Origin of the sequence: Rhizobium sp. SU303, from assembly GCF_021052345.1 — a bacterium.
In the GTDB taxonomy this organism is placed as follows: Bacteria; Pseudomonadota; Alphaproteobacteria; order Rhizobiales; family Rhizobiaceae; genus Rhizobium; species Rhizobium laguerreae.
On record NZ_CP088095.1, the window covers coordinates 1,163,072 to 1,175,843 of the forward strand.

13 protein-coding genes are annotated in these 12,772 nt (G+C 59.7%); 11 read left to right on the forward strand and 2 right to left on the reverse strand.

Annotated features, from left to right (window positions below):
• Positions 1-41: 41 nt before the first annotated feature.
• Complete coding sequence (locus tag RlegSU303_RS05870; RefSeq protein ID WP_231283578.1) at positions 42-2,117, reverse strand: lytic transglycosylase domain-containing protein; 2,076 nt, start codon at positions 2,115-2,117, stop codon at positions 42-44.
• Between the two features lie 214 nt (positions 2,118-2,331).
• Here RlegSU303_RS05870 and dapA point away from each other — a divergent pair, with 214 nt between their 5' ends.
• Entirely contained in the window at positions 2,332-3,216 is an 885-nt protein-coding gene (gene dapA / locus RlegSU303_RS05875) for a 4-hydroxy-tetrahydrodipicolinate synthase (protein WP_222402547.1), read from the forward strand.
• Between the two features lie 102 nt (positions 3,217-3,318).
• A complete protein-coding gene (gene smpB / locus RlegSU303_RS05880) occupies positions 3,319-3,798 on the forward strand; it encodes an SsrA-binding protein SmpB (RefSeq protein ID WP_003546925.1) in 480 nt (159 codons plus the stop codon).
• Positions 3,799-4,017: 219 nt separating this feature from the next.
• On the opposite strand, the gene RlegSU303_RS05885 is transcribed toward smpB, so the two are convergent.
• Positions 4,018-4,599 carry a LabA-like NYN domain-containing protein gene (locus RlegSU303_RS05885; RefSeq protein ID WP_003546927.1) on the reverse strand — a complete coding sequence of 194 codons (582 nt, stop codon included), beginning with the start codon at positions 4,597-4,599 and terminating at the stop codon, positions 4,018-4,020.
• 297 nt (positions 4,600-4,896) lie between these two features.
• Here RlegSU303_RS05885 and rpoZ point away from each other — a divergent pair, with 297 nt between their 5' ends.
• The 9 genes from rpoZ (at position 4,897) to RlegSU303_RS05930 (ending at position 12,714) form a co-directional block, all read left to right on the forward strand.
• The gene (gene rpoZ / locus RlegSU303_RS05890) at positions 4,897-5,301 is read left to right on the forward strand and encodes a DNA-directed RNA polymerase subunit omega (RefSeq protein WP_017959757.1); all 405 of its coding nucleotides are present in this window, start codon (positions 4,897-4,899) and stop codon (positions 5,299-5,301) included.
• Between the two features lie 178 nt (positions 5,302-5,479).
• Positions 5,480-7,714: a RelA/SpoT family protein gene (locus RlegSU303_RS05895; protein ID WP_017959758.1), complete on the forward strand. Its 2,235-nt coding sequence runs from the start codon at positions 5,480-5,482 to the stop codon at positions 7,712-7,714.
• Positions 7,715-7,898: 184 nt separating this feature from the next.
• Positions 7,899-8,048 (forward strand): DUF3563 family protein, encoded by a 150-nt coding sequence (locus tag RlegSU303_RS05900; RefSeq protein WP_003558084.1) that lies wholly within the window; start codon positions 7,899-7,901, stop codon positions 8,046-8,048.
• Positions 8,049-8,209: 161 nt separating this feature from the next.
• Entirely contained in the window at positions 8,210-8,800 is a 591-nt protein-coding gene (locus tag RlegSU303_RS05905; protein ID WP_222351878.1) for a DUF2062 domain-containing protein, read from the forward strand.
• 38 nt (positions 8,801-8,838) lie between these two features.
• Positions 8,839-9,243: a holo-ACP synthase gene (acpS, locus tag RlegSU303_RS05910; protein WP_017959760.1), complete on the forward strand. Its 405-nt coding sequence runs from the start codon at positions 8,839-8,841 to the stop codon at positions 9,241-9,243.
• Positions 9,244-9,402: 159 nt separating this feature from the next.
• The gene (gene lepB, locus RlegSU303_RS05915) at positions 9,403-10,146 is read left to right on the forward strand and encodes a signal peptidase I (RefSeq protein ID WP_017959761.1); all 744 of its coding nucleotides are present in this window, start codon (positions 9,403-9,405) and stop codon (positions 10,144-10,146) included.
• Positions 10,143-10,862 carry a ribonuclease III gene (rnc, locus tag RlegSU303_RS05920; protein ID WP_017959762.1) on the forward strand — a complete coding sequence of 240 codons (720 nt, stop codon included), beginning with the start codon at positions 10,143-10,145 and terminating at the stop codon, positions 10,860-10,862. The genes lepB and rnc overlap by 4 nt, the downstream gene beginning before the upstream one ends.
• A 7-nt stretch (positions 10,863-10,869) precedes the next feature.
• Positions 10,870-11,811 carry a GTPase Era gene (gene era, locus RlegSU303_RS05925; protein ID WP_003546943.1) on the forward strand — a complete coding sequence of 314 codons (942 nt, stop codon included), beginning with the start codon at positions 10,870-10,872 and terminating at the stop codon, positions 11,809-11,811.
• Positions 11,812-11,961: 150 nt separating this feature from the next.
• Positions 11,962-12,714 carry a Crp/Fnr family transcriptional regulator gene (locus RlegSU303_RS05930; RefSeq protein WP_017959764.1) on the forward strand — a complete coding sequence of 251 codons (753 nt, stop codon included), beginning with the start codon at positions 11,962-11,964 and terminating at the stop codon, positions 12,712-12,714.
• Positions 12,715-12,772 lie beyond the last annotated feature (58 nt).

Consider the following 12,772-nt stretch of genomic DNA (forward strand, 5'->3'; position numbering starts at 1 on the left):
CCCGAAGATGTAGCTTGCTTTTCAAGCCGCGCCAAATGGCTTCAGGAGGCGCTGCGTCCGCCGATCAGGTCGCGCTCGATATCGGTGGGTTGGCCGAGACGGGCTTTATAAACTTCGTAATTCTCCATCACGCGCTGCACGTAGTTGCGCGTTTCGGGGAAGGGGATGCGCTCGATCCAGTCGACGATCTCGTCGATCGGCCTGCCGCGCGGATCGCCGTAGCGGCCGATCCATTCCGGCACCCGCTTCGGCCCGGCATTATAGGCAATGAAGGTGAGGACATAGGAGCCGCCGAAGGCGTCGATCTGCTCGCCGAGATAATGCGCGCCGAGTGTCGCGTTATAGCCGGCATCGGCCGTCAGCTTGTCCTTGGAAAAGGCGATGTTGTGGCGCTTGGCCACCGCCTGGGCTGTTCCCGGCAGAAGCTGCAGCAGGCCGCGCGCGTTTGCCGCCGAAACGGCGGCCGGGTTGAAGGCGCTTTCCTGCCGGGCGATGGCATAGGCGAGCGCCTTGCCGGAGCCTGTTATATTGGCGCTCGCCGGGATCACGCCGACCGGAAAGGCAAGCGCTGCGACATCGATGCCGCGTCCATAGGCGATCTTGCCGATCTGCAGCGAGAGATGATGATCGCCGGATTGCTCGGCCCGTGCCGCAAGGACAGCCAATTCACCGGGGCTTTGCAGTTGATCGGCGAGCGCGAGATAGAGAATGGCGGCCCGCCATCCATGGCCGGCGGCCTCCAGCCGGGCGATCGCCTGCACGGCTTCGCGTGCCTGGAAGCGCTGCCGGTCGGCCGTGCTCGGTGCGGGATAGGTGACATTAAGCGTCTTTCGCCCCAGTCTTTCTGCCGCGAGTTGTCCATAGAAGGTGCCGGGAAAATTCGCGGCCTTCGCATAGAAATCGCTGGATTTGCCGGGGCCTCCGGCCTCCGCTGCTCGTCCCAGCCAATACCAGGCGCGTGAAACCGAGATCGGTCCGTTTGATGTCTGGAGAATCTTGCGGAAATGTCTTTCCGCCGTTGCCGGGTCCTGGAGGCCACGAAGCGCGTACCATCCGGCATGGAATTCAGCCTCGACGATATCCGTCGGGCTCGTTGCGGCGTAGTTTGCGACGATGCGATAGGCAGGCTTGAACCGTCCCTGGTCGACCAGGCCACGGCTGATGATGCGCTGCTCGTTCCACCATTCGCCGGAATTGACGAGTTCGCTACGCTCGGGTGGCATCTGCTCCAGAAGCACAGCCGCTTCGGCATATTTGTCTTGCTTGCGCAGATATTCGATCCGCGCAAACAGCAGGCCGGCATCGCCGCGCCATTTCGCATCGACGGCGTTGAGCAGCGCGCTGGCATTGCCGGCTTTGGCGTCGACGGCAGCCCAGGCAGTGTAAAGCGACTGCGCCTGGCCCATGTCTCCGAAGCGCTTGGCCTGCGCCACTCGGCCGCGATACATCAGATAGTCCATTCGCGCCTTATGGTCGGCAGGCGTCAACAGCGCGGAAAACTCGATGAGGATCTTGTCCTCGGTCGCCTTGTCGAGAGCCTCTCCGCGCCAGACCTTGCGGATATATTTTGCCGCCTGCGCCTGCTTGCCTGACGCAATCAGCGCCCGGCCGAGGATGACGGCGCCCCACATCGTCTCGGGCGCGGTATCGCCGAAGGCGGCGAGCACGGCGGAAGGGGCGGGATTTTCGTCATAGATCGCGCGTTCGGAATAGGCGCGCAGCCGCGAAAGACCCGGCCAGCTCTTGAGCTCTTGCGCGGCGCTGGCGATTTCAAAAGAAGGAACACCCTTCAATCCGGAAACGGCGATCGCCCAGGTGAGGATATGGCGGTCGAGCGTCCCGTCGCGCATGCCGTTGCGGATCGAAAGTGCCAGCTGCGGGTCCTGGTCGGAAAGCGCGTCGAGGCCGGCTTTCAGGTCGCCGTTGACGGGCGCGATGGCCGGATTGCGCGGAATGGCGCCTGTTGTGATCGATTCCGGTATGGCTGTCCCGGGAATGAAGCCGAGTGGCTTGACGGCAGGCATGGGAGTGCTCTCACCGGGAAGCGGCGACGCAACACTGTTCCACGCGGCGGCAATGAAGCCGAAGGCGGACAGAATCAGGACAGCTTTCTTCATCCGGGATCTCGCAACGAAAACACGCCCTGCCATTTGGCTAGAGGCATCTTAACGAAACCTTACCGTACCAGGTAAAATTCATTCACATCTGCTATCGGAATTTGCCCTAAACCGAACTCTGCGCGCTTGTCGCGATGATTTCGGCGCTCTATGGTGCGCAACTCATATTCATGGAATGCGGCCGAAGCAAGGATTTGGTCGTGAGGAGCTTTGCATGTTCAATGGGTCCATTCCCGCCCTCGTCACCCCCTTCACGGATGCCGGATTGATCGACGAAGACAGCTTCGCCGCTCATGTCGACTGGCAGATCAAAGAGGGCAGCGGTGGTCTCGTTCCGGTCGGCACGACCGGCGAATCTCCAACGCTGTCGCATGCCGAGCACAAACGGGTCGTGGAACTCTGCATCGAAGTTGCCGCAAAACGCGTTCCCGTCATGGCCGGCGCCGGCTCGAACAATACGCGTGAGGCGATCGAGCTTGCCCAGCATGCGGAAAAGGTCGGTGCAAACGCCGTTCTGGTCGTCACCCCCTATTACAACAAGCCGACGCAGAAGGGTTTGATCGCCCATTTTTCGGCAATCGCCGAGGCCGTCGATCTGCCGATCTATATCTATAACATCCCGGGCCGCTCGGTGGTCGACATGACACCGGAAACGATGGGTGCGCTCGCCAAGGCGCATAGGAATATCGTCGGCGTCAAGGATGCGACGGGCAAGATCGAGCGCGTCTCCGAACAGCGCATCAGCTGCGGCGCGGATTTCAGGCAGCTATCCGGCGAGGATGCGACGGCGCTCGGCTTCAACGCCCATGGCGGTGTCGGCTGTATTTCGGTAACGGCCAATGTCGCCCCGCGCCTTTGCGCCGACTTCCAGGCGGCAACGCTGGCAGGCGACTATGCCCGCGCCCTGGAATATCAGGATCGGCTGATGCCGCTGCACAAGGCTATCTTCCTTGAGCCGGGTCTTTGCGGTGCCAAATACGGGCTCTCCAAACTTGGCCGGATGAGCCGCAACGTTCGTTCGCCGCTGCTTTCGACGCTGGAGCCGGCAACGGAATCGGCGATCGACACCGCGATGCGCCATGCAGGCCTGCTGAACTGACGAGACCGGCCGTCTTCACAAGACGGGGTCTCTCCCTTACATAGAGGGCAAGGAATGAGGGCGCGGCTTTTCGCGCCCTAAAAAAACAATTGGAATATCGTCATGGCCCCCAAAGGCAGCCAGCGTGTGGTGAACAAGGTCGTGGCCGAAAACCGCAAGGCCCGCTTCAACTACGAGATCATCGATACTTACGAGGCCGGCATCGTGCTGATGGGCACGGAGGTCAAGTCGCTGCGCGAAGGCAAGGCCAATATCGCCGAATCCTACGCCTCGGATGAGGGCGGCGAGATCTGGCTGATCAATTCCTACCTACCGGAATATCTGCAGGCCAACCGCTTCAATCACGAACCGCGCCGACGCCGCAAGCTGCTGCTGTCGGGCCGTGAAATCCATCGCCTGCGCTCTGCCATCAACCGCGAAGGCATGACGCTGATCCCGCTGAAGATCTATTTCAACGATCGCGGTCGGGCGAAGATGGAACTGGCGCTCGCCAAGGGTAAGAAATTGCACGACAAGCGCGAATCCGAGAAGGAGCGCGATTGGAACCGGCAGAAGAGCCGCCTGCTGAAGGCTCATGGTTGACCGCGCTAAAGCATGTCGCGCAAAAGTGTGCAGCGGTTTTGCGGCAACGGCATACGTAAAAACAAAGACTTAAAGCGCAAGAAGCGAATCTGGAAGATCGCGACGCGCTTTAGGGCCGATCACGCTGCAATCGGCCGCTGTCGCGTATCGTCCATGTAAAGGCGTGGCCACGCGAGGAGCTGGCCGCCCCTGCATAATTCAAAGTGTTACAGTGAGAGATCAGTCTTCGAAATCGCTGGCCGGGGCGACTTCGGCCGGACGTGGCGCCCGCTCGGAAGGATCGCGACCGATTTCAGCCTTCAGAGACAAGAGATCGATGAAATGATCGGCCTGACGGCGCAGGTCGTCGGCAATCATTGGTGGCTGGGTCGCCATGGTTGATATCACCGAGACCTTGCGGCCTCTGCGCTGCAATGCCTCGACCAGGTTGGTGAAATCGCCGTCGCCCGAGAAGATGACGAGATGATCGACCGTTTCGGATTGTTCCATGGCATCGATCGCAAGCTCGATGTCCATGTTGCCTTTGATCTTTCGGCGACCCATGGAATCCGTGAATTCCTTGGCGGGCTTGGTGACGACTTTGTAGCCGTTGTAGTCAAGCCAGTCGATCAGCGGCCGGATCGACGAATATTCCTGATCTTCGATCAGAGCGGTATAATAATACGCGCGCAGCAGATATCCGCGTTTCTGGAATGCTTTCAGGAGCTTGCGGTAATCAATGTCAAAGCCGAGGCTCTTGGATGCAGCGTAGAGATTGGCGCCGTCAATGAAGAGTGCAATTTTTTCGCGTGGGTCAAACATCGCTTACCAATCCAATGAGAGCAATCGAAATCCGTATGGGCCAAACTTCAATAAAAACAAAAGCTTGTGTTTCGATTTCGATCTGATCCTTACTTTATGAATTATTCATATATGAAAGATTTAGGGCACGATTCGACATATTCCAAGCAACCTTCGGTGGAATTATGACATTCTCCATGGAAATCTAGCTCAGCCGCGGATAAAGACGAGGGGAGCCGGAATGAAAAACTTGTATTTGCCCGGTTTTAATTGTATCGGGCGTGTTAATCCCGAAATGACGACCGTAAAGGACAGGCAATGGCCCGTGTCACAGTTGAAGATTGCATCGACAAGGTGGAGAACCGCTTCGAGCTGGTTCTGCTCGCCAGCCACCGCGCCCGGCTGATTTCCCAGGGTGCCTCGATCACCATCGATCGCGACAACGACAAGAATCCTGTCGTGGCCCTGCGCGAAATCGCCGACGAGACGCTTTCGCCCGACGACCTCAAGGAAGATCTGATCCATTCGCTGCAGAAGCATGTTGAAGTCGACGAGCCCGAGCCCGACCCGGCAAGCATGATCGCCGCCGGCGGTGCCACTGCGGCCGACAGCGAAGAGCAGGACGACGTGCCGGAGACGATCACTTTCGACCAGATGTCGGAAGAAGAGCTGCTTGCCGGCATCGAAGGCCTCGTGCCGCCGGAAAAGAGCGACGACTACTAAGCGCGCAGGCGGGATCTCCGGTCGCATCGGTTAGATGCCGGAAAAAGCTGCATGCGACGCAAAAGAGCGACGATTACCAATCGTCAATCTTGCACCTTTATTGCTTAGGCATATTATTGCCCATGTGTGCGCCAATCGTTGATTGGCGCGCTTTTATTTTTATCGGAGTGGCTTTGGAATGATGCGGCAGTACGAGCTCGTGGAGCGGGTTCAGCAATACAAGCCCGATGCCAATGAAGCACTGCTGAACAAAGCCTATGTTTACGCCATGCAGAAGCATGGCCAGCAAAAGCGCGCGAGCGGCGATCCCTATATTTCCCATCCGCTCGAGGTCGCCGCCATCCTCACCGACATGCATCTCGATGAATCGACGATCGCGGTTGCCCTTCTGCACGATACGATCGAGGATACGACGGCGACGCGTGCCGAGATCGACGAACTCTTCGGCGAGGATATCGGCCGCTTGGTCGAGGGTCTGACCAAGATCAAGAAGCTCGATCTCGTCACCAAGAAGGCCAAGCAGGCGGAAAATCTGCGCAAGCTGCTGCTCGCCATTTCCGACGATGTGCGCGTGCTGCTCGTCAAGCTTGCCGATCGCTTGCACAATATGCGTACCCTCGATCACATGTCGGCCGACAAGCGTGCCCGCATTTCCGAGGAGACGATGGAAATCTATGCGCCGCTCGCCGGCCGCATGGGCATGCAGGACATGCGCGAGGAACTCGAGGAACTCTCCTTCCGCCATATGAACCCGGAAGCCTACGAGACCGTCACCAAAAGGCTGGAAGAGCTTTCGAAGCGCAACGAGGGCATCGTCAAGAAGATCGAGGCCGAACTGCGCGACCTTCTGGTCGCAAGCGGCCTGACGAGCGCCTATGTCAAGGGCCGGCAGAAGAAGCCCTATTCGGTCTTCCGCAAGATGCAATCGAAGTCGCTTTCCTTCGAACAGCTTTCCGATGTCTACGGCTTCCGCCTGATCGTCGAGGACATCCCGTCCTGCTACCGGGCACTCGGCATCGTCCACACGCGCTGGCGCGTCGTGCCCGGCCGCTTCAAGGACTATATCTCGACGCCGAAGCAGAACGATTACCGTTCGCTGCACACCACCATTGTCGGCCCCTCCAGCCAGCGCATCGAACTGCAGATCCGCACCAAGCGCATGCACGAAATCGCCGAATTCGGCATCGCCGCCCACACGCTCTATAAGGACGGCGCCACCAATGCTGATGGCGACATCCTTTCCCGCGAATCCAATGCCTATTCCTGGCTGCGTCATACGATCGAGGCGCTGGCCGAGGGCGACAGCCCGGAAGAATTCCTCGAACACACCAAGCTCGAACTCTTCCAGGACCAGGTCTTCTGCTTCACGCCGAAGGGCAAGTTGATTGCCCTGCCGCGTGGCGCCACCCCGATCGATTTCGCCTATGCGGTGCACACCAATATCGGCGACACCACGGTGGGCGCCAAGATCAACGGCCGCATCATGCCGCTGGTGACGCGGCTTGCAAATGGCGACGAGGTCGAGATCATCCGCTCCGGCGTGCAGGTTCCGCCCGCCGCCTGGGAGGAGATCGTCGTGACCGGCAAGGCGCGCGCCGCCATCCGCCGCGCCACCCGCATGGCGATCCGCAAGCAATATGCCGGCCTCGGCCACCGCATTCTCGAGCGCACCTTCAACAGGGCCGGCAAGATCTTCTCGCGCGAGGCGATGAAGCCGGCGCTGCACCGTCTCGGCCAGAAGGATGTCGAGGATGCGATCGCCGCCGTCGGCCGCGGCGAGATGTCCTCGCTCGACGTGTTGCGCGCCGTCTATCCCGATCATCAAGATGAGCGCGTCACCGTGAAGCCCTCCGGCGATGACGGCTGGTTCAACGTTCGCAGCGCCGCCGGCATGATCTTCAAGATCCCCGGCAAGACCAAGACAGGGCACGACGGCGGCCATTCGGAAATCGACGCCGATGCCGATATCGGGCCGATCCGCGGCCTGTCCGGCAATGTCGACGTCAAGTTCGCGCCGACCGGCGCCGTGCCCGGCGATCGCATCGTCGGTATCATGGATCAGGGCAAGGGCATCACCATCTATCCGATCCAGTCGCCGAGCCTGCAGCGCTTCGACGATCAGCCCGACCGCTGGATCGACGTGCGCTGGGACCTCGACGAAGCCAACAAGTCGCGTTTCATGGCGCGCATCATGGTGAATGGGTTGAATGAGCCCGGCACGCTTGCCAAGGTCGCCCAGACGGTCGCAGGCCTCGACGTCAATATCCGCTTGCTGAACACGGTGCGGGTGGCGGCCGATTTCACCGAAATGATGCTCGAGGTCGAGGTCTGGGACCTGCGCCAGCTCAACCAGTTGCTCGCCCAGATGAAGGAACTGGATTGCATCGCCACGGTCCGGCGCCTCTACGACTAAGCTTTTGTTAAGCCCCTCCAGAGGGTTGGGCGAAAAATTGCACATTTTATAATCGGAGCAGCGCATGAGAGGGGCAAGCGATGCACTCAGCGCATGGCTGTCTCCATATTGCGGCGGTGGTAATTAACCTGTGCCGGGCCTATCTTCTGGTCATCGAAACGTAAACAGAAGATGAGACAAGATAATGTTTGACCCTATCAAGAAATTCGCTCGCGCCTTTCGCGCTCCGACCACGCAGGAACGTGAAATGGCATATTTGAATGGCTCGCTCGATCGTATCGATCTCGAGTTTCGTCAGCGCCAGGTCGATCGCGGTCTGTTCCGCAATCGCTGATACTGGACTTTATACTTGAGGTAAGTGAGGGACGTTATGCATAACGGACGCCCCTCGGCATGAAGAAGCTCCTCTTCGCAGCGAGAATTGAGGGGCGGTTTTTGGAGCGGTATCATTTGCCGCTCTTGTCATGGTGGTGCGCGCTGCACTAAATACCGGCCATGTTGTTTCGCCGTCGCAAGCCTGCGGGATTCAAGGAAAAGATGCGGGAGCTTTTATGGCCTCGCAAAGGTTTCCTTCGCCCGATCCGTTACCTGACAATGCGCGTCCTGCGTCTGAGCGCTTCGCCGCATGCGGTTGCCGCCGGCGTCGCTGCGGGTGTCTTCGTCTCGTGGACGCCGTTCATCGGCGTGCATTTCGTCATGGCTTTCGTCATCACCTATTTCCTCTCCGGTAGTATGGTGGCCGCCGCCCTCGGCTGCGCCGCCTTCGGCAATCCGCTGACCTATCCCTTCATCTGGGGCATCACCTGGGAAATCGGGCATCTGCTGTTGAGCCGTGAGGATCAACTGGCTGGTCAGACGGTGGATCTCGCCGCCCTTTTCCACAAGCTGAACTTCACCGAATTATGGAAGCCGGTGCTGGAGCCGATGCTGGTCGGCGCTATCCCGCCGGCGATCGTCACCTCCGTTGCGCTCTATGCGCTGACATTCTACACCGTGAAGGGTTTTCAGACGCGCCGCCATACACGGCTGATGGAGCGGGCGCGCCTGCGTCTTGCCGTTCCAGCCGGCGACATGCCGAGCGTATGAACCCGATCAAGAATTCTTAAGCGACGGAAGGGGCCGGCATGATCATCGGCATTGGCAGTGATTTGATCGACATTCGCCGTGTCGAGAAATCCATCGAGCGCTTCGGCGAGCGCTTCACCCATCGCTGCTTCACCGAGATCGAGCGCGCGCGTTCCGACAGGCGAGCAAACCGTGCCGCATCCTATGCCAAGCGTTTTGCCGCCAAGGAGGCCTGTTCCAAGGCGCTCGGCACCGGCATGGCGCAGGGCGTCTTCTGGAAGGACATGGGCGTCGTCAACCTGCCGAGCGGCAAGCCCACCATGCTTTTATCAGGCGGCGCCGCCCTGATCCTCGAATCGCTGCTGCCTGCGGGCCACAGGCCCGCCATTCATTTGACAATAACGGATGATTATCCCTTGGCGCAGGCTTTCGTCATTATCGAAGCGTTGCCCTTGAGCCTCTGATCGCGCGACATCGGGAGCTGTTGATCGCGACCTCGGAAGCGTTGATCGCGACCTCTCGTCGCTTTTGATGTTGTCGCCATTGCCGCAACCGGCCGAAGCCGCTAGAGAGAACGACAGAAAGAATTGCGCCGCCGCGGCGTCTTGAAGGAATAAGACTGCGTGTCCGAAAAAGTCGAAGCCAAGCCGAACGCCCTCTGGGAAAATATCAAAGTTATCATCCAGGCGCTGATTTTGGCGATGGTGATCCGAACGGTGCTGTTCCAGCCCTTTACCATTCCGTCCGGTTCGATGATGCCGACCCTGCTTGTCGGCGACTACATCTTCGTCAACAAGTTCGCTTACGGCTATTCGAAATATTCGCTGCCCTTCTCGCCTGATGTCTTCAGCGGCCGCCTGTTCGGCGCCGATCCGAAGCGTGGCGACATTGTCGTCTTCCGTTTCCCGCCGAACCCCGACATCGATTACATCAAGCGCTGCATCGGCCTGCCGGGCGACCGTATCCAGGTTACCGACGGCGTGCTCTACGTCAACGGCAAGCCGGTTCCGAAGGTGGCGGACGGTGCGTTCACTTCGGATTACAAGCTCGACCCGGGCGAGGACGTGCCGGTATTCCGCGAAACGCTCGACGACGGCAAGTCCTACGACACGCTCGATCAGTCTCCGGTGTCGCGTGGTGATAACACCCGCGAGTTCATCGTGCCGGAAGGCCATTATTTCATGATGGGCGACAATCGCGACAACTCGCTAGACAGCCGCTTCGACGTCGGCTTCGTGCCCGCTGAAAATCTTGTCGGCCGTGCCAGCGTCATCTTCTTCTCGCTCGGCAACGACACCTCCTTCCGCGAAATCTGGAAGTGGCCGACGAACATGCGTTGGGACCGCCTCTTCAAGGTTGTTGAATGAGTAAGGCGCAGACGCTTTCTGCGGCGGACCGCGCAAAGCTTGAGGGCCTGATCGGTCATGACTTCGCTGAAAAGGAACGCCTGGATAGCGCGCTGACCCATGCCAGCGCCCGTACCGAAAAGGGCGGCAATTACGAACGGCTGGAATTCCTCGGCGACAGGGTCCTCGGGCTCTGCATCGCCGAGCTTCTGTTCCGCACCTTCGGCACGGCAGGAGAAGGCGAGCTCTCGGTTCGCCTCAACCAGCTCGTCAGCGCCGAAACCTGTGCTGCGGTCGCCGACGAACTCAATCTTCACCTCTATATCCGCACCGGCGCCGATGTGAAAAAACTGACCGGCAAGCGCATGATGAATGTGCGCGCCGATGTCGTCGAAAGCCTGATCGCCGCGATCTATCTCGACGGCGGCCTCGAAGTCGCCCGCCGCTTCATTCTGCGTTACTGGCAGGGCAGGGCGGTGCGGGCCGATGGCGCCAAGCGCGACGCCAAGACCGAGCTGCAGGAATGGTCGCACGCGAAATTTGGTGTCACGCCGATCTACCGGGTTGATGAACGCAGCGGACCGGATCATGATCCGCGCTTCAAGGTGACGGTGGAAGTTGCTGGCATTAAGCCCGAAACCGGCGTAGAGCGGTCGAAGCGTGCCGCCGAACAGGTGGCGGCAACGAAGATGCTCGAGCGCGAAGGCATTTGGCAGCAATCGCCTGCCGGAAACTGACGGGACAATGACACAAGAAGAAGAGATCGCGGCCGAAGCTGCCGCAGAAACCAATGGTCCGACGCATTCGGGCTTTGTCGCGCTGATCGGGCCGACCAATGCCGGCAAGTCGACGCTGGTCAACCGCCTCGTCGGCGCCAAGGTCTCGATCGTCAGCCATAAGGTGCAGACGACGCGGGCCATCGTCCGCGGCATCGCGATCCACGACAATGCCCAGATCGTCTTCATGGATACGCCTGGTATCTTCAAGCCGCGCCGCCGGCTTGACCGCGCCATGGTGACCTCGGCCTGGGGCGGTGCGAGGGATGCCGATCTGATCGTGCTGCTGATCGACAGCGAGCGCGGCCTGCGCGGGGATGCCGAAGCCATCCTCGAAGGCCTCAAGGAAGTCCGGCAGCCGAAGATCCTGCTGCTCAACAAGATCGACCGCGTCAATCGCGAGGATCTGCTGGCGCTGGCCGCTGCCGCCAACGAGAAGATCGCTTTCGATCGCACCTTCATGATCTCCGCCGAAAACGGCTCCGGCTGCGACGATCTCATGGACTATCTGGCGAAAACGCTCCCGGAGGGGCCGTGGTACTATCCGGAAGACCAGATCTCCGATCTGCCGATGCGCCAGCTCGCTGCCGAGATCACCCGCGAGAAGCTGTTTCTGCGCCTGCACCAAGAGCTCCCCTATGCCTCGCATGTCGAGACGGAGACGTGGGAAGAGCGCAAGGACGGCTCGGTGCGGATCGAGCAGGTGATTTATCTCGAGCGTGACAGCCAGAAGAAGATCGCGCTCGGCAAGGGTGGTGAAACCATCAAGGCGATCTCGACTGCTTCCCGCAAGGAATTGTCGCAGATCCTCGAACAGCCGGTCCATCTCTTCCTGTTCGTCAAGGTTCGCGAGAATTGGGGTGATGATCCCGAGCGGTTCCGCGAAATGGGTCTCGATTTCCCGAAATAAGCATGGCAAGGATTTCGTCGGGTTGGCGCCAGCCCTTTGTTTCCGCATAAAAAATTGGCCTCGCTCATGGAACAAATCCGTGCCTTGCGCATTCCTTGACGAACGGCGCGCCAATGTTGGCGCGCCGATTTTGCGACGGCAAGGGCAAGCATGGCGACGTCGAGACCCATCAATTCTTTCAAGACCCCTTGCGACCAATGTCCCTTGCGGCCTCTGCCGCATTTCAGGGAGTTCAGCCGCGACGAGCTGGAATTCGTCTCGAGCTTCAAGAGGGGTGAGCTTGCAGTCGATGCCGGCTCCACCATCCTCGTCGAGGGCGCACATAGCGCTCACCTCTTCACCGTGCTCGCCGGCTGGGGCTTCCGCTACAAGATGCTGGAGGACGGACGCCGCCAGATTCTGAACTATATTATGCCGGGCGACCTGGTCGGCCTGCAGGGAACGATCGCCGGTGAGATGCAGCATTCCGTCGAAGCGCTTTCGCCCGTGTCCCTTTGTGTCTTCGAGCGTGACAGGCTGATGACGCTGTACAACAAGCACGCCTCGCTGGCCTTCGACATCACCTGGATCGCCGCGCGCGAGGAGCGCATCCTGGATGAGCATCTCTTGAGCATCGGCCGCCGCACGGCGCTGGAAAGAGCAGCCTACCTGATCGCCTTCCTGTTTGAGCGTGGCCGGAAGCTCAATATCTTCAACGGCCGCAAATTCATTCCCATCACCCAGCAGCACATCGCCGACACGCTCGGTCTTTCCATCGTTCACACCAATAAAACTTTGAAAAAGCTCAGCGAACGAGGGTTGATCCGCTGGCAGGAGCGCGGCTGCGAGGTGCTGAACGGCGAGGAATTAATGGCGATCGCCGGCTGGGAAGGGCTGGGAGAGGGCAAACGCCCGTTCATCTAAAGCGCGTCGCGTCTTAGGTCTTTGTTTTGCGCGACATGCTTTGGTCAAGCAGCCTGGT

Excerpts from the sequence above, each read along its gene's own strand:
- smpB (WP_003546925.1), top strand. The coding sequence starts at position 3,319 with ATGGCCCCCAAAGGCAGCCAGCGTGTGGTGAACAAGGTCGTGGCCGAA.
- acpS (WP_017959760.1), top strand. The coding sequence starts at position 8,839 with ATGATCATCGGCATTGGCAGTGATTTGATCGACATTCGCCGTGTCGAG.
- RlegSU303_RS05885 (WP_003546927.1), bottom strand. The coding sequence starts at position 4,599 with ATGTTTGACCCACGCGAAAAAATTGCACTCTTCATTGACGGCGCCAAT.
- RlegSU303_RS05900 (WP_003558084.1), top strand. The coding sequence starts at position 7,899 with ATGTTTGACCCTATCAAGAAATTCGCTCGCGCCTTTCGCGCTCCGACC.
- RlegSU303_RS05905 (WP_222351878.1), top strand. The coding sequence starts at position 8,210 with ATGTTGTTTCGCCGTCGCAAGCCTGCGGGATTCAAGGAAAAGATGCGG.
- RlegSU303_RS05895 (WP_017959758.1), top strand. The coding sequence starts at position 5,480 with ATGATGCGGCAGTACGAGCTCGTGGAGCGGGTTCAGCAATACAAGCCC.
- RlegSU303_RS05930 (WP_017959764.1), top strand. The coding sequence starts at position 11,962 with ATGGCGACGTCGAGACCCATCAATTCTTTCAAGACCCCTTGCGACCAA.
- era (WP_003546943.1), top strand. The coding sequence starts at position 10,870 with ATGACACAAGAAGAAGAGATCGCGGCCGAAGCTGCCGCAGAAACCAAT.
- rnc (WP_017959762.1), top strand. The coding sequence starts at position 10,143 with ATGAGTAAGGCGCAGACGCTTTCTGCGGCGGACCGCGCAAAGCTTGAG.
- rpoZ (WP_017959757.1), top strand. The coding sequence starts at position 4,897 with ATGGCCCGTGTCACAGTTGAAGATTGCATCGACAAGGTGGAGAACCGC.
- dapA (WP_222402547.1), top strand. The coding sequence starts at position 2,332 with ATGTTCAATGGGTCCATTCCCGCCCTCGTCACCCCCTTCACGGATGCC.
- RlegSU303_RS05870 (WP_231283578.1), bottom strand. The coding sequence starts at position 2,117 with ATGAAGAAAGCTGTCCTGATTCTGTCCGCCTTCGGCTTCATTGCCGCC.